The following is an 18822-nucleotide window of genomic DNA, read 5'->3' as shown; positions in this document are numbered from 1 at the left end:
TACGTCTCGATCACCCGCTCATCCTCGGCTCCACCGCGCCGCCCCGCCACCGGATTTCTCCACCAACGCCGCGAGCGCGCCGCCCCGGCAGGGGCGACGCGCTCGACGGGTACCGGCGGCGGGCCGGTCAGACGTTGAAGCCGAGGGAGCGGAGCTGGTCGCGCCCCTCGTCGGTGATCTTGTCCGGCCCCCACGGCGGGAGCCACACCCAGTTGATCCGGATGTCGTCGACCAGGCCGCCGCCCGGGCCGGTGGTCAGCGCCTGCCGGGCCTGGTCCTCGATCACGTCGGTCAGCGGGCACGCCGCCGAGGTCAGCGTCATGTCCAGGGTGGCGACGTTGTCGTCGCCGACGTGCACGCCGTACACCAGGCCGAGGTCGACCACGTTGATGCCCAGCTCGGGGTCGACGACGTCCTTCATCGCCTCCTCGATGTCGGCGACGGCGGCCCTCTTCCCCCCGGCGGCTGGCGCACTCTCCGTGGCCGGCGCGGCGGTGTCCGCGCCCGGGGCGGTCCCGCCCTCGGTCGCCGGGTTCGCCGCGGTGGCGGTGTCCTCGCTGCTCATGCCTCAACCTCCGTCGGGCTCACGCCCACGCCGGCGCGTGCCGCGGCGTCCTTGAACGCCATCCACGGCAACAGCGCGCACTTGACCCGGGCGGGGTAGCGGGCGACGCCCGCGAACGCGACCCCGTCACCGAGCACGTCCTCGTCCGGCGTGACCTGGCCACGGCCGGACATCAACTCGACGAACGCCTCGTGCACCCGGAACGCGTCGCCCGCGCCCCGGCCCACCAGCAGTTCGTGCAGCACGCTCGCCGACGCCTGGCTGATCGAACAGCCCATGCCGTCGTACGAGACGTCGTGCAGCACGTCGCCGTCGGTCGCCACCCGGACGGTCACCTCGTCACCGCAGGTCGGGTTGACGTGGTGCGCCTCGGCGATCCGGGCGCCCGTGGCGTCCGCGTCGCGCAGGCCGCGGCCGTGCGGGTGCTTGTAGTGGTCCAGGATGATCTCCTGGTATAGAGATTCAAGCTGCATCAGGCTGAACTCCCGTCGATCCGCGGGCTCCTGCGTCGCCGCTCACTCGAACACCTTCCGCACCTGCTCCAGGCCCGCCACCAGGGCGTCGATCTCCCCGGTGGTGGTGTAGAGGTAGAACGAGGCCCGCGTCATGGCCGGCACGCCGAACCGGGTGCACACCGGCTTGGCGCAGTGGTGGCCGACGCGCACCTGCACGCCGAGCGAGTCGAGCACCTGCCCGACGTCGTGCGGGTGGATGTCGCCGAGGGCGAACGAGACGGTGCCGCCCCGGCCCACCGGCACGGCCGGCCCGAAGATCCGCAGGCCGGGCACCGTGGCGAGGGCGTCCAGCGCGTACGCCGTCAGCTCCTTCTCGTGCCACTGGATGGCCCGCATCCCGATGCCGGTGAGGTAGTCGACGGCCGCGCCGAGCGCGACCGCCTCGGCGATCGGCGGGGTGCCCGCCTCGAACCGGGCCGGCGGCGCGGCGAACGTCGACCGGGCCATGCTGACCGTCTCGATCATCGACCCGCCGCCCAGCACCGGCGGCATCGCCGCCAGCAGCTCGGACCGGCCCCAGAGCACGCCGATGCCGGTCGGGCCGCACATCTTGTGCCCGGTGAAGACGATGAAGTCGGCGTCGTAGTCGACCACGTCCATCGGCATGTGCGGCACCGACTGGGAGCAGTCGAGCAGCAGCAGCGCGCCCACCTCGCGGACCCGCGCGGTGATCCGCGAGGTGGCGTTGACCGTGCCGAGGATGTTGGACATGTGTACCAGCGAGACGATCTTCGTCCGCTCGGTGACCAGGTCCGCCAGCCCCGACTCGTCCAGGCGCCCCTGGTCGGTGACCGGGAACCAGCGCAGGGTCGCGCCGGTGCGCTCGCAGAGCAGCTGCCACGGGACGATGTTCGAGTGGTGCTCCATCTCGGAGATGACCACCTCGTCACCGGGGCCGAGCCGGAACCGGGGGTCGGCGTCGGGCCGCAGCGAGGCGTTGGAGAACGCGTACGCCACGATGTTGATCGCCTCGGTGGAGTTCTTGGTGAACACCACCTCGTCCACGCTCGGCGCGTTGATGAACGCGGCGATCTTCGCCCGCGCGCCCTCGTACGCCTCGGTGGCCTCGGTGCCCAGGGTGTGCACCGAGCGGGAGACGTTCGCGTTGTGCATCGCGTAGTGCTCGCCGAGCACGTCGAGCACCTGCCGCGGCTTGTGCGAGGTGTTGGCGCTGTCGAGGTAGACCAGCCGGTGCCCGTTGACCTCCCGGTCGAGGATCGGGAAGTCGGCGCGCACCTTCGCCACGTCGTAACGCGGCACGTCGTCGTACTGCGGCATCCCCGACGGGATCGCGATGGAAGTCATGTCGACCGGCCCACCCATTCTTCAGAGAGGACTCAGGCCCGCGCCGCGCCGGCCCCGGCGGCGTACCGCTCGTAGCCCTCTTCCTCGAGCTTGTCGGCGAGCTCCGGGCCGCCCTGCTCGACGATCCGGCCGGCGACGAAGACGTGCACGAAGTCCGGCTTGATGTAGCGCAGGATCCGGGTGTAGTGGGTGATCAGCAGCATCCCGGTGTCGCCGGTGTCGCGGACCCGGTTCACGCCCTCGCTGACCACGCGCAGCGCGTCCACGTCGAGGCCGGAGTCGGTCTCGTCGAGGATGGCGATCTTCGGCTTGAGCAGCTCCAGCTGCACGATCTCGTGCCGCTTCTTCTCGCCGCCGGAGAAGCCCTCGTTGACGTTGCGCTGGGCGAACGCCGGGTCCATCTGGAGGCGCTCCATGGCCCCGCGCAGTTCGCCGCCCCAGGTGCGCAGCTTGGGCGCCTGGCCGTCGATGGCGGTCTTGGCGGTACGCAGGAAGTTCGCCACCGAGACGCCGGGGACCTCGACCGGGTACTGCATGGCCAGGAAGAGGCCGGCGCGGGCCCGCTCGTCCACGGACAGGGCCAGCACGTCCTCGCCGTCGAGGGTCACCGAGCCGCCGGTGATCTCGTACTTGGGGTGGCCGGCGATCGAGTAGGCCAGGGTGGACTTGCCGGAGCCGTTCGGGCCCATGATCGCGTGGGTCTCGCCCGAGCGGACGGTCAGGTCGACACCGGCCAGGATCGGCTTGAGCTCACCCTCGGGCAGCTTGACCGACACCTTCAGGTCGCGGATCTCCAGGGTGCTCATTATCGGGTCACTCCATTGCTCGGCGTGAGACTGACGTAGATGTCGCCGTCTCGGACTTCGACGGGATAGACGGGAACGGGTTCGGTGGCGGGCAGCCCGGTCGGCTCGCCGGTCCTCAGGTCGAAACGGGATCCGTGCAGCCAGCATTCCAGCGTGCAGCCGGAGACCTCCCCCTCGGAGAGGGCGACCGCGGCGTGCGAGCACTCGTCGTAGGCGGCGTAGAAGGCGCCGTCCTCGCCGTGCACCAGCGCGATCGGGGTGCCGTCGACGTCCGCGCTGACCACGGTGCCCTTCGGCACGTCCTCGGTGGAGCAGAGGCGGATCATCAGGCGCTGGCCTTGGTGAGCCGGGCCTCGATGGCGTCCCCCAGGCGCTCGCGCAGCGACTCGACCGGGATCTTGTTGATCAGCTCGGCGAAGAAGCCGCGGACCACCAGGCGCCGCGCCTCGGACTCCGGGATGCCCCGGGCCATCAGGTAGAACAGCTGCTCGTCGTCGAAGCGGCCGGTCGCGCTCGCGTGCCCGGCGCCGGCGATCTCGCCGGTCTCGATCTCCAGGTTGGGTACGGAGTCCGCCCGCGCGCCGTCGGTCAGCAGCAGGTTCCGGTTGATCTCGTACGTGTCGGTGCCGGTCGCCTCGGCGCGGATCAGCACGTCGCCCACCCAGACGGTGCGCGCGCTCTCGCCCTGCAGGGCGCCCCGGTAGCCGACGTAGCTGCGGCAGTCCGGCACGGTGTGGTCGACCAGCTGGCGGTGCTCCAGGTGCTGCCCGGAGTCGGCGAAGTAGAGGCCGTACAGCTCGGCCTCGCCGCCCCGGTCGGTGTACTCCACCGAGGTGTGCTGCCGGACCAGGTCGCCGCCGAGGGAGACCTGGACGTGCACCACCTTGGCGTCGCGGCCCAGCCTGACCCTCAGGTGCTGGGCCTGGACGGCGTCGTCGGCCCAGTCGGCGACGGTGACCAGGGTCAGCTTCGCCCCGTCGGCCACCGCCACCTCGACGTTGTCGGCCAGCGTGGCCGAACCGACGTGCTCCAGCACCAGGGTCACCTCGGCGAACCGGCCCACCTCGACGAAGGTGTGCCCGAAGGCCACGCCCTCGGCGCCCTCGCCGACCACCCGCAGGCTCACCGGCTCGGCCACCACCGCGTCGCGGGCGACCTGGACCAGCAGTGCCTGCCCGGCCCCGCCGTAGGCGAGCGCGCTGACCCGGTCGACCGGGGTGAGCACGCTGCCCACCCGCGGGTCGTCAAAGCCGATCCGCCCGACGGTGACGCCCTCGGGCAGGTCGCCGTGCTCGTGGCGGACCGTGCCGGTGGCGGCCTGCGCCCCGGCGGTGAGCCCGCGCAGCCGCTTGAGCGGGGTGAAGCGCCACTCCTCCTCCAGGCCGGTCAGGGCCGGGAAGTCGGCGACGTCGTACGAGCGGAGCGCCTGCGACTTGGTGCTGGGTGGCGCGGAAGCCTGGGTAGTCATCTCTTCCTTGGTCTGTTCTACGACGACGGTGTCATCAACTGGAGGGCCGGTCGGTGTTCGCGCGGCCCGGCCCGGCGGGTCGGCGTTCGTGCGGGCCCGCGGTGGGTCCGGGCCGGGCGGGGTCAGCCGACCGCGCCCTCCATCTGGAGCTCGATCAGGCGGTTGAGTTCCAGGGCGTACTCCATCGGGAGCTCCTTGGCGATCGGCTCGATGAAGCCGCGCACGATCATCGCCATCGCCTCGTCCTCGCTCAGGCCCCGGCTCATCAGGTAGAAGAGCTGGTCGTCGCTGATCTTGGAGACGGTCGCCTCGTGCCCCATCGACACGTCGTCCTCGCGGATGTCGACGTACGGGTAGGTGTCCGAGCGGGAGATGGTGTCGACCAGCAGCGCGTCGCACTTGACCGTGCTGCGGCTGCTGTGCGAGCCCTCCAGCACCTGGACCAGGCCGCGGTACGACGTACGGCCGCCGCCCCGGGCGATCGACTTGGAGACGATGGTCGAGGAGGTGTGCGGCGCGGCGTGCACCATCTTGGCGCCCGCGTCCTGGTGCTGCCCCTCGCCTGCCATGGCCACCGAGAGCACCTCGCCCTTGGCGTGCTCGCCGGTCATGTAGACCGCCGGGTACTTCATGGTGACCTTGGAGCCGATGTTGCCGTCGACCCACTCCATGGTCGCGCCCTCGTGGCAGACGGCGCGCTTGGTGACCAGGTTGTAGACGTTGTTCGACCAGTTCTGGATGGTCGTGTAGCGGCACCGGGCGTTCTTCTTGACGATGATCTCCACGACCGCGCTGTGCAGCGAGTCGGAGGAGTACAGCGGCGCGGTGCAGCCCTCGACGTAGTGCACGTACGCGCCCTCGTCGACGATGATCAGCGTCCGCTCGAACTGGCCCATGTTCTCCGTGTTGATCCGGAAGTAGGCCTGCAGCGGGATCTCCACGTGCACGCCCTTCGGCACGTAGATGAACGAGCCACCGGACCACACGGAGGTGTTCAGCGCGGCGAACTTGTTGTCGCCGACCGGGATCACCGTGCCGAAGTACTCCTTGAAGACGTCCTCGTGCTCGCGCAGCGCGGTGTCGGTGTCCAGGAAGATGACACCCTGCTCCTCGAGGTCCTCGCGGATCTTGTGGTAGACGACCTCGGACTCGTACTGCGCCGCGACGCCGGCGACCAGCCGCTGCTTCTCCGCCTCGGGGATGCCCAGCCGGTCGTAGGTGTTCTTGATGTCCTCGGGCAGGTCCTCCCAGCTGGTGGCCTGCTTCTCGGTGGACCGGACGAAGTACTTGATGTTGTCGAAGTCGATCCCGGTGAGGTCGGCGCCCCAGGCCGGCATCGGCTTGCGACCGAACAGCCGCAGGCCCTTCAGCCGCAGGTCGAGCATCCAGGCCGGCTCGTTCTTCTTGGCCGAGATGTCCCGCACCACCGCCTCGTTGAGGCCACGCTGGGCGACCGCCCCGGCGACGTCGGGGTCGGCCCAGCCGTACTCGTAGCGACCCAGCGCGGCGAGCTGCTCTTCCTGGGTCAGGGGCTGGACGATCTGCTCGGTCATCTATCTGTCCTCACAGTGGTGACGGTCTTACCGGACTGGGCACGCCCCGGCTGGGTGGGAATGTGCGTGGTGCACACCCCGTCGCCGTGCGCGATGGTGGCCAGGCGCTGCACGTGGGTGCCGACCAGGCGGGAGATCACCGCGGTCTCGGCCTCGCACAGCTGGGGGAACTCGGCGGCCACGTGCGCCACCGGGCAGTGGTGCTGACAGAGCTGGCCGCCGGAGGCGATCGTGGACGCGTTCGCAGCGTAACCCTCGGCGGTGAGCGCTCCGGCGAGTGCCTCGGCCCGCGCGATCGGGTCGTCGCCGGCGTCCTCCATGGCGGCCCGGCAGCGGGCCTCCAGCGCGGCGACCTGGTCGGTGGCGAACGCCTCGACCGCCTCGGCGCCGCCGTTGCGCGAGATCCAGCGCAGCGCTGCGGTGGCCATGTTGTCGTAGTGGTGGGTGCCGCAGCGGACCCGGGCCGCGTCGGTCAGCACGAACACCTTCGCCGGCCGGCCCCGGCCGCGGTGGCCCCGGACGGTCTGGTCGCGGGCGACCACGTCACCGTCGGCGAGCATCGCGTCGAGGTGCCGGCGGATCGCGGCCGGGCTGAGCCCGAGGGCCGAGCCGAGCTGCGCGGCGGTGGTCGCGCCCCGCTCCAGCAGCAGCTGGGTGACCCGGTCACGGGTGGAGAGATCCGCGACGGACGCGGACTGACCGGCGGCCGGGGCGGCCGCCGGCTGGTGCTCGGAGAGCGCCGCCACGTTTTTCACAACGCCAACGTTACGTAATTCGCCCGGGGCCCGCAAACCCGGGGCCCGGTGATCCGAACCACCGCACGGGCGGAGTCACCCGATCGGGCTCCACTACGGTGCGTAGGATTTGCGCCGTGAAGCGATCCGTCCGGTTCCCGGTCTCCACCGCCCTGCTGCGCCGTCTCGCGCTCGCCTCGATCATCGCGAACGTGGGCATCGTCGTCACCGGCGGGGCCGTCCGGCTCACGGCGTCCGGTCTCGGCTGCCCCACCTGGCCCAGGTGCACCGACGACTCGTACGTCACGACCTCGGAGATGGGCATCCACGGGGTGATCGAGTTCGGCAACCGCCTGCTCACGTTCGCGGTCGGCGTCATCGCGCTGGCGGTGCTGGTGGCCGTGCTGCTGCACCGCCCCCGGCGCCGGGAGTTGATCCCCCTCGCGGTCGCCGTGCTCCTCGGCATCCCGGCCCAGGCGGTCGTCGGCGGCATCACCGTGCTGACCAACCTCAACCCGTGGGTGGTCGGCCTGCACTTCCTCGCCTCGATGCTGGTGATCGCGGCCGCGTACGCGCTCTGGCGGCGGATCAAGGACCCGGCGGGCCCGGCGGTGGCCGTCGTGCCGGCCCCGCTGCGGATCCTGGCCGCGCTCACCACCGTGGTCAGCGCGGCCGTGCTGGTGATCGGCACCTGGGTGACCGGCAGCGGCCCGCACGCGGGTGACCAGGGCGCCGCCCGCAACGGGCTCGACCCGGAGACGATCTCCCAGGTGCACGCCGACGGCGTCTTCCTGCTGGTCGGCCTGTCCGTGGCGCTGGTCTTCGCCTTCCGCGCGGTCGGTGCGCAGCGGGCCGCGCGGGCCGCGGTGGTGCTGGTCGCGGTCGAGCTGGGCCAGGGCGTGATCGGCTTCGTGCAGTACTTCACGAACCTGCCGGCGCTGCTGGTGGGCGCGCACATGCTTGGTTCCTGCCTGGTGCTGCTGGCCACCCTCTCGGTGCAGTGGTCCACCCGCCAGCGTCGCCCGGTCGGGTCGACCCCGGCCCCGGAGGCCACCGGGCGGCCCGTCCCGGTCGCCGCCTGAGCACGCTCCCTCCCGCGCCGCACCGGGGGCACCCGGAAAGAACCCACTCACGTCGTGAGCTCGGAGGAACGCGCCCCCCGTCTCGCAGACCCGGCGGGCACGGCCCCTGGCCGCCCCTGGTGCCGGTGGCGCTGGTCAGCCGGCGGCGCGGCCCAGCAGGGTCAGGATCGCGTCGGCCAGGCGGTCGGCGGCGCCGTCGGCGTGGGCGAGGAACAGCGACGGCTCGGTGAGCTCCAGCTCCACCAGGAGCGGCGCGCCGTCCGGGCCGGGGATGAGGTCCACCCGGGCGTAGAGCAGCCGCCCCGGCCCGCCGGGCACCGCCGAAAGGGCCCGCTCCGCCACCGCCAGCTGCTCCGGGGTGGCGGTGCGGGCGGTGATCTCCTCGGGCCGGTACAACCCGGTGACCCCGAGGTCCGGGCCGGTCAGCATCGGGCCCTTGCGGATCGCGTGGCTGAACGTCGGGCCGTCCGGCCCGGCCAGGAAGAGCAGCGCCGTCTCACCGGCCGTGTCGACCGCGTCGAGGTACGGCTGCACCATGGTCAGCCGCCCCGCGTCCGACAGCCGTCGCACGTGCGCCACGGCCAGTTCCTGGTGTCGGGGATCGGCCAGGTCGTAGCGGCCGGTGTCCCGGCTGCCCGCGCTGACGGCCGGCTTGACGACGTACTCGCCGCGGGCGGCGGGCGGTCGCCAGCTCTCCCCCGGCGCGACCCAGGACGTCGGCACGGTGGGCACCCCGGCCGTGGACAGCTCGGCCAGGTACCGCTTGTCGGTGTTCCAGCGCACCACGTCGGCCGGGTTGGCCAGGGCGGGGACCCGCGACGCCCAGGCGACGAACTCGTCGCGCCGCAGCGCGTAGTCCCACGGCGAGCGGAGCACCGCCAGGTCGTACGCCGGCCAGTCGGCGGTCGGGTCGGCCCAGTCCAGCGCCTCGGCGCTCACGCCGCGGCGCGCCAGCGGGTCGAGTAGCAGCCGGTCGTCGGGGTCGAGGTCGGGCAGTTCGGCACAGGTGACGAAAGCGACCCGGGGTTCCCCCCGGGTCGACTGGTGGTGATCGGTCAATTTATGTCAACGGGCCATCGTGCGCCGGGCCATCGACCGCCAGAGGTCGTTGCTCGGACGCATCTGGTCCATCAGTTCACGCTCCCAGGCGTTCTCGACGGTGACTCCCGCCTTCGCGCAGGCCTGCCGCGCCACGACGGTGTCGTCGGCGAACTGGTCGCCCCACACCCCGTCCTCGCCCACGAGGACGATGCGCGCGCCACGCTTGCCGACGTACTCGATGACCGCCTTCGCCCCACCGTGACCGGCGGCGAACGACTTGATGCCGGCGACCAGGCCCTGCGGGGCCTGCCCGGGGGTCTGTTCGGCCGTCAGCGTCGTATCGGAACCATCTGCCATGAGGGGAAGCGTAAGCAGACTTCCACCCGGGCGGGCGAGAACCATGAACCTTTTGTGATGCCAATTACCCGCAGGTTTAAGGAGAACCACAGGCGATATGCCCGGCCTTATCCGGACTTGTCACTCCAAAGCGCCACCACGAACCGGGCCGGCTCGGGGCATCCGAGCGGTTCCGGACCGATGCCGACGGTATCGCCGATGTAACAAGAAACCGGACATGGCATACACGATGATGATTTGCCGCACGACGGCCGGCCGCGGCGGGAACAGGCGACGGGTCGGGGCCGGTCAGGCCAGCGGGCCGGGCTCGGGCGCGCGCGGCGCGGTTGGACCAGCGCGGCGAGGGCCGTCAGATCAGCGCGTCGAGGGCGGTCGGACCAGCGCAGCGAGCGCCGTCAGATCAGCGCGTCGAGGGCGACCGCGGCGAAGAGGATGGTCAGGTAGGTGGTCGACCAGTGGAACAGCCGCATGGGCTTGACGGCCTGCCCCCGCGCCACCCGCCGGGCGAGCTTGTGCGCCTCCACCACGAAGATGGCGCCGACCACCACGGCGGGCACGCCGTAGATCAGGCTCATCCCCAGCGGCCACACGGCCAGCGAGGACGCCACGGTCAGCCAGGCGAAGCCGATGATCTCGGCGTTCACCCGCCGGGTGGAGGCCACCACCGGCAGCATCGGGATGCCGGCCCGGGCGTAGTCGTCCTTGTACTTCATGGCCAGCGGATAGAAGTGCGGCATCTGCCAGAAGAAGACCACCGCGAACAGCGCCCACGCGGCCGGGGCGAGCGTCCCGGTCACCGCCGCCCAGCCGATCAGCACCGGCGCGGCCCCGCAGGCCCCGCCCCAGAACGTGTTCGCCGTCGTGGTGCGCTTGAGCCAGAGGGTGTAGACGACGTCGTAGTAGACGATCGCGGCCAGCGTGAGGGCGGCGGCCAGCAGGTTGGTGAACGCCGCCATCATCGCGACCGACACCGTCGCCAGCACCAGCCCGAAGATCAGGGCGTTGCGCGGCGACACGGTGTGCGCCGGCAGCGGGCGGCGTTTGGTGCGCCGCATCAGCTGGTCGATGTCCCGGTCGATGTAGCAGTTGATGACGCTGGCCGCGCCGGCGGCGAGCGAGCCGCCGACCAGCACCACGGCCACCAGCCAGAGCGACGGCAGACCGCCGTCCGCGAGCATCATCGCCGGCACCGTGGTGACGAGGAGCAGCTCCACGATCCGCGGCTTGGTCAGCGTCACGTAGGCCGCGACCACCGCACGGACGTCCCGGCGGGCCACCGCCGACGTCTCCGCCGCAGTTCGCACCGGCGGCTGCCCGGCAGAGTTGCTGACGGGGCGCTCGGTGATCATGCTCACGGATTGCCACCTTCCGGCGTCGGCAGGGGAGGTCGGATCGGCCGGACCCGACTGGGGCCACACACCGCACCACAGACTACGCGTCGTCGTTTTGGCTGCCCGGGCGACCCGACAACGGTGCGGGCCGTCACACCGTCGAGGCGGGACCACGGACCGGCGCCGACCAGTACAGACCGGCATGCAGAGATCCCTGGGCGGACGTTTAGGACCGCTCGATAGGGTCATCACTGAGGGTTCCGCCCATCTGCCGAGGAGCACAACCATCGTGGCTGCCAACCGACCCGAGCACCCCGCACTCAACTGGTCCGACCTCGACCGCCGGGCCGTCGACACCGTCCGCGTGCTGGCCATGGATGCCGTGGAGAAATCCGGCAACGGCCACCCGGGCACCGCGATGAGCCTCGCGCCCGCGGCCTACCTGCTCTTCAACCGGGTCATGCGGCACAACCCCGCCGACCCGAACTGGCCCGGCCGGGACCGCTTCGTGCTCTCCGCGGGCCACTCCAGCCTCACCCTCTACATCCAGCTCTTCCTCTCCGGCTACCCGTTGGCCCTGCAGGACCTGGAGTCGCTGCGGCAGTGGGGCTCGCTGACCCCGGGCCACCCCGAGCACGGGCACACCCCCGGCGTGGAGACCACCACCGGGCCGCTCGGGCAGGGCCTCGGCAACGCGGTCGGCATGGCGATGGCCGCCCGCCGCGAGCGCGGCCTGTTCGACCCGGAGGCCGAGCCCGGCCGGTCGGTCTTCGACCACGACATCTGGTGCATCGTCTCCGACGGCGACATCGAGGAGGGCATCAGCCACGAGGCCAGCGCGCTCGCCGGGCACCAGCAGCTCGGCAACCTCACGGTGATCTACGACGACAACGAGATCTCGATCGAGGACGACACCCGGATCGCCAAGAGCGAGGACGTCGCCGCCCGCTACGAGGCGTACGGCTGGCACGTGCAGACCGTCGACTGGCGCACCGGCGACGCCGACCAGGGCGACTACCACGAGGACGTCGAGGCCCTCCACCGGGCGCTGCTGGCGGCGAAGGCCGAGACCGGCCGCCCCTCCTTCATCGCGCTGCGCACCATCATCGGCTGGCCCGCGCCCAACAAGAAGAACACCGGCAAGATCCACGGCTCGGCGCTGGGCGGCGACGAGGTGGCCGCCACCAAGCAGCTTCTCGGCTTCGACCCGGCGCGGACCTTCGAGGTCGACGAGGAGGTGCTCGGGCATGCCCGCCAGGTGATGGAGCGCGGCGCCCGGGCCCAGCAGGAGTGGACCACGGCGTTCGACGGCTGGGCGAAGGCCAACCCGGAGCGCCACGCGCTCTACGACCGGATGGCCGGGCGGATCCTGCCGAGCGGCTGGACCGAGGCGCTGCCGGAGTTCCCGGCCGACGCCAAGGGCATCGCCACCCGGGCCGCCTCCGGCAAGGTCCTGGAGGCGCTCGCCCCGGTGCTGCCGGAGCTGTGGGGCGGCTCGGCCGACCTGGCGGAGAGCAACAACACCACCATGAAGGGCGAGCCGTCCTTCGTCCCCGCCGTCCACGCCACCAAGGACTTCCCGGGCCACGAGTACGGCCGGACGCTGCACTTCGGCATCCGCGAGCACGCCATGGGCGCGATCCTCAACGGCATCGCGCTGCACGGCGGCACCCGCCCGTACGGCGGCACCTTCCTGGTGTTCAGCGACTACATGCGCCCGTCGGTGCGGCTCGCCGCGCTGATGAAGCTGCCGGTGGTCTACGTCTGGACGCACGACTCGATCGGTCTCGGCGAGGACGGCCCCACGCACCAGCCGGTGGAGCACCTGAGCGCGCTGCGCGCCATCCCCGGCCTGGACGTGGTCCGGCCGGCCGACGCCAACGAGACGGCCTGGGCCTGGCGGCAGGCGCTGGAGCACACCGACCGGCCGACCGCGCTGGCGCTGAGCCGGCAGGCGCTGCCGACGCTGGACCGGTCGACCCTGGCCGGCGCCGAGGGCGTGGCGAAGGGCGGCTACGTGCTGGCCGAGGCGTCCAACGCCAAGCCGCAGGTGATCCTCATCGGCACCGGCTCCGAGGTGCAGCTCTGCCTGACCGCCCGGGACCGGCTGGAGGCCGACGGCACCCCGACCCGGGTCGTCTCGATGCCCTGCCAGGAGTGGTTCTTCGAGCAGGACGAGGCGTACCGGGAGTCGGTGCTGCCGCGCGGGGTAAAGGTACGGGTGAGCGTGGAGGCGGGCATCAGCATGTCCTGGCACGGCATCGTCGGCGACTGCGGCGAGAGCGTCAGCCTGGAGCACTACGGCGCGAGCGCCCCGCACTCCGTGCTCTTCGAGCAGTTCGGATTCACTCCCGACCGGATCGTGGCCGCCGCGCACGCGGCGCTGACCCGGATGGGCGACATCACCGGTTTCACCACCGGCAACTGAGGGGAGCGTGGACGGCATGACGGACAGGCTGAGTGAACTCACCGCCGCAGGCGTGGCGGTCTGGCTCGACGACCTTTCCCGGGTACGGCTGTCCTCCGGCGGGCTGGACCAGCTCCGCCGGGAGAAGCACGTGGCCGGGGTGACCACCAACCCGACGATCTTCGCGAAGGCGCTGAGCGACGCCGACGAGTACGACTGGCAGCTGCGCGACCTCGCCACCCGTGGGGTGGAGGTCGAGGAGGCCGTGCGGATGCTCACCACCTACGACGTGCGGTGGGCGTGCGACGTGATGCACCCGTCGTACGAGCGCAGCGCCGGGGTCGACGGCCGGGTCTCCATCGAGGTGGACCCGCGACTGGCCCACGAGACCGACAAGACCGTCGCCGAGGCCAAGGCGCTGTGGTGGCTGGTCGACCGGCCGAACCTCTTCATCAAGATCCCGGCCACCGAGGCCGGCCTGCCGGCGATCACCGCCACCCTGGCGGAGGGGATCAGCGTCAACGTCACGCTGATCTTCGGGCTGGACCGCTACTCGCAGGTGATGGAGGCGTTCCTGGCCGGGCTGGAGCAGGCGAAGGCCAACGGGCACGACCTGTCGAAGATCGGGTCGGTCGCGTCGTTCTTCGTCTCCCGCGTGGACAGCGAGGTCGACAAGCGGCTGGAGAAGCTCGGCTCCGCCGAGGCCAAGGCGCTGCGCGGCAAGGCCGCCGTCGCCAACGCCAAGCTGGCGTACGAGCGCTACGGCGAGGTGTTCTCCTCCGACCGCTGGCAGGCCCTCGCCGACGCCGGCGCCCACCCGCAGCGGCCGCTGTGGGCCTCCACCTCGACCAAGAACCCGGACTACCGGGACGTCATCTACGTCGAGGAGCTGATCGCCCCCGGCACGGTCAACACCATGCCGGAGCCGGTCGTGCACGCGTACGCCGACCACGGCGAGACCCGCGGCGACACCATCACCGGCTCCTACGACGAGGCCCGCAAGGTCTTCGCGGACCTGGAGTCGGTCGGGATCGACATGGCCGACGTCATCGAGACCCTGGAGCGCGAGGGCGTGGAGAAGTTCGAGACGAGCTGGCAGGAACTGCTCGACGGCGTCCGCAAGTCGCTGTCGGCCGCGGGCCGGGGCGCCGGCCACCCGGGCGACGCCGCGAAGGGCAACGCGCAGGCCGCGCAGCAGGCAGGGGGCAACGCGTGAGCGAGCGTAGCGAGCGAACCATCAGCGGCGCGGCGTCTCGCGCCGCCGCCGGGCGAAGCGAGGTGGCGGCGTGAGTGACCTGCTCGCCGGGGCGGTCGAGGCCGCCGCCGGGCTCTCCGTGCACGGGGCCGACACGGTCGACAAGTCGGCCCCCGCCTCCACCCGGGACGCGCTGGTGAACGCTGGCGTGCCGGGCAAGCTGGCCGCGAAGGACGCCACCCTGTGGGGTCCGGACGCGCAGGCCGAGGCGAAGATCCGCCTCGGCTGGGTGGACACCCACCTGCGCAGCCGGCAACTGCTCCCCCAGCTCGCCGAGCTGAAGGCGGAGCTGGCCGACCTGGACCACGTGGTGCTCGCCGGGATGGGCGGCTCGTCGCTGGCCCCCGAGGTCATCGCCCGCACCCTCGGCAAGCAGCTGACGGTGCTCGACACCACCGACCCGGGGCAGGTCCGGGCGGCGCTGGCCGACCGGCTGGAGCGCACCGTGGTCGTGGTGGCCAGCAAGTCCGGCTCGACGGTCGAGACCGACAGCCACCGCCGGGCCTACTGGCAGGCGTTCCTCGACGCGGGGATGACCGAGGCGGAGGCCGGCCGGCACTTCGTCGTCGTCACCGACCCGGGCTCGCCGCTGGAGGCCACCGCCGCCGAGATGGGCGCCTTCACCGTGCTCGCCGACCCGAACGTGGGTGGCCGCTACTCCGCGCTGACCGCGTTCGGGCTGGTCCCGTCCGCGCTGGCCGGCGTCGAGGTGGCCGAACTGCTCGACGAGGCCGACGCGCTGGCGCGGTCGCTGGGCGGGGACCGCGACAACCCGGGCCTGGCGCTCGGCGCGGCCCTCGGGGCGGCGGCCACCATGGGCCGGGACAAGGTCGCCCTGGTCTCCGACGGCACCGGCATCGAGGGCCTCGGCGACTGGGCCGAGCAGCTGATCGCCGAGTCCACCGGCAAGGCCGGGGTCGGCATCCTGCCGGTCGTCGTCGAGTCGCCGCAGAGTCCCGGCGCCGCCGGCGACGACGTGCTCACCGTGACCTACGGCGGCGCGCTGCCCGCCGGCGCCGTCCCCGGCGGCGGCGTCGACGCCGACGTGGCGGTCAACGGCCCGCTCGGCGCGCAGTTCCTGGCCTGGGAGTACGCCACCGCGATCGCCGGCGTGGTGCTCGGCATCGACCCGTTCAACCAGCCCAACGTCACCGAGTCCAAGGAGAACACCAACCGGATCCTCGCCTCGGGTCCGCCGGCGGAGACGCCGTCGTTCACCGAGGGCGCGATCGAGGTGTACGCGCCGCAGGGCGCCCCGGGCGACCTGGCCGGCGTGCTCCGTCAGCTGGTCGACGGGGCGGGCGACGACGGCTACCTCGCGGTGATGGCGTACCTCGACCGGTTCGCCGACGCCGACGCGGCCCGGCTGCGGCCGTTGCTGGCCGGTGCTTCCGGGCGGCCGGTCACCTTCGGTTGGGGGCCGCGGTTCCTGCACTCGACCGGCCAGTACCACAAGGGCGGTCCGCAGGTCGGCAGCTACCTCCAGCTCACCGGCGCGGTCGTCGACGACCTGCCGGTGCCGGGCCGGCCGTACACCTTCGGGGAGTTGCAGGCGGCGCAGGCCGCCGGCGACCGGCAGGCCCTGGCCGAGCGGAAGCGCCCGGTGGTGCGGCTGCACCTGACCGACCGGTCGGCGGGCGTGGCCCAGCTGCTCGATGCGGTCGAGGCGCTGCGGGCGTGACGATGAGGACCATGGACGACGCGGAGCGAGGAGGCGGAGTGAACCCGCTGCGCGACCCGCAGGACCGCCGGCTGCCGAGGATCCCGGAGTCGTGCGCTCTGGTGATCTTCGGCGTCACCGGTGACCTGGCCCGCAAGAAGCTCCTGCCCGCCGTGTACGACCTGGCGAACCGGGGGCTGCTGCCCCCGGGCTTCGCCGTGCTCGGCTTCGCCCGCCGGGACTGGGGCGACGGGGACTTCGAGTCGCTCGCCCACGAGGCGGCCAAGAAGCACGCCCGCACCCCCTGGCGGGAGGAGGTGTGGGCGCGGCTGGCGGGCAACATCAAGTTCGTCGGCGGCTCGTTCGACGACGACGCCGCGTTCGACCACCTCTCGGAGATGCTGGACGAGCTGCGCCAGACGCACGGCATCCCGGGCAACGCCGCCTTCTACTTCTCCATCCCCCCGGCGGCGTTCCCCGTGGTCCTCAAGCAGCTGGCCCGCACCGGGATGGCCGACAACGCCAAGTCCGGCGGCTGGCGCCGGGTGGTGGTGGAGAAGCCCTTCGGGCACGACCTGCCCTCGGCGAAGGCGCTCAACGACCTGGTCGACGACGTCTTCACCCGCAAGGACGTCTTCCGCATCGACCACTACCTGGGCAAGGAGACCGTCCAGAACATCCTCGCCCTGCGGTTCGCCAACAACCTGTTCGAGCCGCTGTGGAACTCCAAGTACGTCGACTCGGTGCAGATCACCATGGCCGAGGACGTCGGCATCGGCACCCGCGCCGGTTTCTACGACTCGGCCGGCGCGGCCCGCGACGTGCTCCAGAACCACCTGCTCCAGCTGCTGGCGCTGGTGGCGATGGAGGAGCCGACGAGCTTCGACGCCGACGAGATCCGCACGGAGAAGCTCAAGGTGCTCCGGGCGATCACCCTGCCGAAGGACGTCGCCGAGGGCACCGTGCGCGGCCAGTACCTGCCCGGCTGGGTGGGCGGCGAGCGGGCCGTCGGCTACCTGGAGGAGGAGGGCGTCCCGGCGGACTCGACCACCGAGACCTACGTGGCCGTCCGGCTCGGCATCCAGAACCGCCGCTGGGCGGAGGTGCCGTTCTACATCCGGGCCGGCAAGCGGCTGCCGCGCCGCGTCACCGAGGTCGCCATCATGTTCAAGAGGGCACCGCACCTGCCGTTCAACGAAGCCGACATGGAGTCGCTGGGCAACAACCAGCTCGTGATCCGGGTGCAGCCGGACGAGGGCGTCGTGCTCAAGTTCGGCTCCAAGGTGCCCGGCACCACGATGGAGGTCCGCGACATCGCGATGGACTTCCAGTACGGCGAGGCGTTCACCGAGTCCAGCCCCGAGGCGTACGAGCGGCTCGTGCTGGACGTGCTGATCGGTGACCGCACCCTCTTCCCGGACGCCGCCGAGGTCGAGCAGAGCTGGCAGGTGGTGGACCCGCTGGAGCACGCGTGGGCGGGCACCAAGCCGGAGCCGTACCGGGCCGGCGAGTGGGGCCCCCGGGCCGCCGACGAGATGCTGGCCCGCGAGGGCCGGGCGTGGCGGCGGGCGTGAGCGCGAGGAGTGAGCCGGTTCTGCGAGCCTCGCAGTCGCGAACGAAGGCAGGTGCCGTGAGCAGGCGCAGCGAGCAAACCAGGAGGCTCCATTGATCGGCCTGTGGGACACCACCGGCAACGAGGTGGTCAAGGCGCTGGCCGCCGAGCGGCGCAGCGCCGGCGGGGTGGCCAGCGGCATGGCGCTGACCCTCATCGTGGTGGTGGACGAGAAGCGGGTCCGCGAGGCGGAGGCGGCGGCGACCATAGCGGCCGCCGCCCACCCCTGCCGGCTGGTGGTGGTGGTCCGCACCGACGTGGAGCGCGAGCGCAACCGGCTGGACGCGGAGATCGTCGTCGGCGGCCGGCTCGGCCCGTGCGAGGCGGTGGTCACCCGGATGTACGGGCGGCTCGCCCTGCACGCCGAGTCGGTGGTGATGCCGCTGCTGGTGCCGGACGTGCCGGTGGTGACGTGGTGGCACGGCGAGCCGCCGGCCGAGATCGCCACGGACTTCCTCGGCGTGGTGGCCGACCGGCGGATCACCGACTCCGCGCAGGCCGCCGACCCGATCGAGGCGCTGCACCAGCGGGCCCGGGACTACGCGCCCGGCGACACCGACCTGGCGTGGACCCGGATCACCCCGTGGCGCACGCTCGTGGCGGGGGCGTTCGACACCACCCAGGCCAGGGTGACCGAGGCGACCGTGGTGGCCCCGCCCACCGACCCGACCGCCGCGCTGATGCAGGGCTGGCTGGCCGCGCGGCTCGGCATCGAGCCGGTGTGGGAGCCTAGCGACGCGTCCCCCCGGATGCGGGAGGTGCAGCTGCGCTGCGCCAACGGCGACACGCTGACGCTGACCCGGGACGACAGCGTGGCGACGTTCCGGCGTACCGGCCAGGAGGACCGGCAGCTGCCGCTCGTCCGCCGGCCCCTCGGCGACGAACTGGCCGAGGAACTGCGCCGGCTCGACGCCGACCAGGTGTACGCGGAGGCGCTGGGCACGGCGGCCGGGCTGGCCGACCTCGACCAGCGCCCGCCGCAGCGGGTGCACGTCTGGAAGGACCCGGCAACGGCCCAGCGGGCCGAGGCGGGGGTCACCGCGCACGCGGGAACGAGCGCCGCGCACTGAGCGCCCGACTGCGGGGGCACCACGGAAGACCGGCCGCGCGACGGCCGGAGAAACGAAGGCA

17 protein-coding genes are annotated in these 18822 nt (G+C 72.1%); 6 read left to right on the top strand and 11 right to left on the bottom strand.

Annotation, left to right across the window (positions count from 1 at the left end):
- Window positions 1-127: 127 nt before the first annotated feature.
- The 8 genes from AB0G13_RS04425 to AB0G13_RS04390 all read right to left on the bottom strand — a co-directional run bounded on the left by AB0G13_RS04425 (window position 128) and on the right by AB0G13_RS04390 (window position 6967).
- Window positions 128-565, bottom strand: coding sequence for a metal-sulfur cluster assembly factor (locus tag AB0G13_RS04425; protein WP_357868752.1), 438 nt, complete (start codon window positions 563-565; stop codon window positions 128-130).
- The gene (sufU, locus tag AB0G13_RS04420; RefSeq protein ID WP_357868749.1) at window positions 562-1038 is read right to left on the bottom strand and encodes a Fe-S cluster assembly sulfur transfer protein SufU; all 477 of its coding nucleotides are present in this window, start codon (window positions 1036-1038) and stop codon (window positions 562-564) included. The genes AB0G13_RS04425 and sufU overlap by 4 nt, the downstream gene beginning before the upstream one ends.
- 42 nt (window positions 1039-1080) lie before the next feature.
- Window positions 1081-2385 (bottom strand): cysteine desulfurase, encoded by a 1305-nt coding sequence (locus AB0G13_RS04415; RefSeq protein WP_357868747.1) that lies wholly within the window; start codon window positions 2383-2385, stop codon window positions 1081-1083.
- Between the two features lie 32 nt (window positions 2386-2417).
- A complete protein-coding gene (sufC, locus tag AB0G13_RS04410; RefSeq protein ID WP_121400692.1) occupies window positions 2418-3191 on the bottom strand; it encodes a Fe-S cluster assembly ATPase SufC in 774 nt (257 codons plus the stop codon).
- Window positions 3191-3517, bottom strand: coding sequence for a non-heme iron oxygenase ferredoxin subunit (locus AB0G13_RS04405; protein ID WP_121400691.1), 327 nt, complete (start codon window positions 3515-3517; stop codon window positions 3191-3193). The genes sufC and AB0G13_RS04405 overlap by 1 nt, the downstream gene beginning before the upstream one ends.
- On the bottom strand, window positions 3517-4659 hold the full coding sequence (gene sufD / locus AB0G13_RS04400; RefSeq protein ID WP_357868744.1) for a Fe-S cluster assembly protein SufD: 1143 nt from the start codon (window positions 4657-4659) through the stop codon (window positions 3517-3519). The genes AB0G13_RS04405 and sufD overlap by 1 nt, the downstream gene beginning before the upstream one ends.
- Before the next feature lie 122 nt (window positions 4660-4781).
- Entirely contained in the window at window positions 4782-6212 is a 1431-nt protein-coding gene (sufB, locus tag AB0G13_RS04395; RefSeq protein ID WP_357868742.1) for a Fe-S cluster assembly protein SufB, read from the bottom strand.
- The gene (locus tag AB0G13_RS04390) at window positions 6209-6967 is read right to left on the bottom strand and encodes an HTH domain-containing protein (protein WP_357868739.1); all 759 of its coding nucleotides are present in this window, start codon (window positions 6965-6967) and stop codon (window positions 6209-6211) included. Before AB0G13_RS04390 ends, sufB begins: the two co-directional genes overlap by 4 nt.
- Before the next feature lie 98 nt (window positions 6968-7065).
- Here AB0G13_RS04390 and AB0G13_RS04385 point away from each other — a divergent pair, with 98 nt between their 5' ends.
- Complete coding sequence (locus AB0G13_RS04385) at window positions 7066-8028, top strand: COX15/CtaA family protein (protein WP_357868737.1); 963 nt, start codon at window positions 7066-7068, stop codon at window positions 8026-8028.
- 135 nt (window positions 8029-8163) lie between these two features.
- On the opposite strand, the gene AB0G13_RS04380 is transcribed toward AB0G13_RS04385, so the two are convergent.
- From AB0G13_RS04380 to AB0G13_RS04370, 3 genes are all read right to left on the bottom strand, one after another.
- Window positions 8164-9087 (bottom strand): hypothetical protein, encoded by a 924-nt coding sequence (locus tag AB0G13_RS04380; RefSeq protein ID WP_357868735.1) that lies wholly within the window; start codon window positions 9085-9087, stop codon window positions 8164-8166.
- Window positions 9088-9093: 6 nt separating this feature from the next.
- Window positions 9094-9426: a hypothetical protein gene (locus AB0G13_RS04375; protein WP_132240329.1), complete on the bottom strand. Its 333-nt coding sequence runs from the start codon at window positions 9424-9426 to the stop codon at window positions 9094-9096.
- Window positions 9427-9821: 395 nt separating this feature from the next.
- Window positions 9822-10781 (bottom strand): heme o synthase, encoded by a 960-nt coding sequence (locus tag AB0G13_RS04370; RefSeq protein ID WP_357868732.1) that lies wholly within the window; start codon window positions 10779-10781, stop codon window positions 9822-9824.
- Between the two features lie 265 nt (window positions 10782-11046).
- On the opposite strand from AB0G13_RS04370, the gene tkt reads away from it, so the two are divergent.
- The 5 genes from tkt to AB0G13_RS04345 all read left to right on the top strand — a co-directional run bounded on the left by tkt (window position 11047) and on the right by AB0G13_RS04345 (window position 18761).
- Window positions 11047-13185, top strand: coding sequence for a transketolase (tkt, locus tag AB0G13_RS04365; protein WP_357868729.1), 2139 nt, complete (start codon window positions 11047-11049; stop codon window positions 13183-13185).
- A gap of 16 nt (window positions 13186-13201) precedes the next feature.
- Window positions 13202-14380 carry a transaldolase gene (tal, locus tag AB0G13_RS04360; RefSeq protein ID WP_357868727.1) on the top strand — a complete coding sequence of 393 codons (1179 nt, stop codon included), beginning with the start codon at window positions 13202-13204 and terminating at the stop codon, window positions 14378-14380.
- Between the two features lie 70 nt (window positions 14381-14450).
- Window positions 14451-16100: a glucose-6-phosphate isomerase gene (locus tag AB0G13_RS04355; protein WP_357868724.1), complete on the top strand. Its 1650-nt coding sequence runs from the start codon at window positions 14451-14453 to the stop codon at window positions 16098-16100.
- Window positions 16101-16102: 2 nt separating this feature from the next.
- Complete coding sequence (gene zwf / locus AB0G13_RS04350; protein ID WP_357868775.1) at window positions 16103-17653, top strand: glucose-6-phosphate dehydrogenase; 1551 nt, start codon at window positions 16103-16105, stop codon at window positions 17651-17653.
- A gap of 91 nt (window positions 17654-17744) precedes the next feature.
- Window positions 17745-18761, top strand: a complete 1017-nt coding sequence (locus tag AB0G13_RS04345) for a glucose-6-phosphate dehydrogenase assembly protein OpcA (RefSeq protein WP_357868721.1) — start codon at window positions 17745-17747, stop codon at window positions 18759-18761.
- Window positions 18762-18822 lie beyond the last annotated feature (61 nt).

This window comes from Micromonospora sp. NPDC023633, assembly GCF_040640035.1.
Classification (GTDB): Bacteria; Actinomycetota; Actinomycetes; order Mycobacteriales; family Micromonosporaceae; genus Micromonospora.
This window is presented reverse-complemented; position numbering and strand designations above follow the sequence as displayed.

Bases quoted from the DNA above. Each gene is read 5' to 3' on its own strand.
- AB0G13_RS04375 (WP_132240329.1), bottom strand. From the start codon at position 9,426: ATGGCAGATGGTTCCGATACGACGCTGACGGCCGAACAGACCCCCGGG.
- AB0G13_RS04405 (WP_121400691.1), bottom strand. From the start codon at position 3,517: ATGATCCGCCTCTGCTCCACCGAGGACGTGCCGAAGGGCACCGTGGTC.
- sufD (WP_357868744.1), bottom strand. From the start codon at position 4,659: ATGACTACCCAGGCTTCCGCGCCACCCAGCACCAAGTCGCAGGCGCTC.
- zwf (WP_357868775.1), top strand. From the start codon at position 16,103: ATGAGGACCATGGACGACGCGGAGCGAGGAGGCGGAGTGAACCCGCTG.
- sufU (WP_357868749.1), bottom strand. From the start codon at position 1,038: ATGCAGCTTGAATCTCTATACCAGGAGATCATCCTGGACCACTACAAG.
- AB0G13_RS04425 (WP_357868752.1), bottom strand. From the start codon at position 565: ATGAGCAGCGAGGACACCGCCACCGCGGCGAACCCGGCGACCGAGGGC.
- tal (WP_357868727.1), top strand. From the start codon at position 13,202: ATGACGGACAGGCTGAGTGAACTCACCGCCGCAGGCGTGGCGGTCTGG.
- sufC (WP_121400692.1), bottom strand. From the start codon at position 3,191: ATGAGCACCCTGGAGATCCGCGACCTGAAGGTGTCGGTCAAGCTGCCC.
- AB0G13_RS04415 (WP_357868747.1), bottom strand. From the start codon at position 2,385: ATGACTTCCATCGCGATCCCGTCGGGGATGCCGCAGTACGACGACGTG.
- sufB (WP_357868742.1), bottom strand. From the start codon at position 6,212: ATGACCGAGCAGATCGTCCAGCCCCTGACCCAGGAAGAGCAGCTCGCC.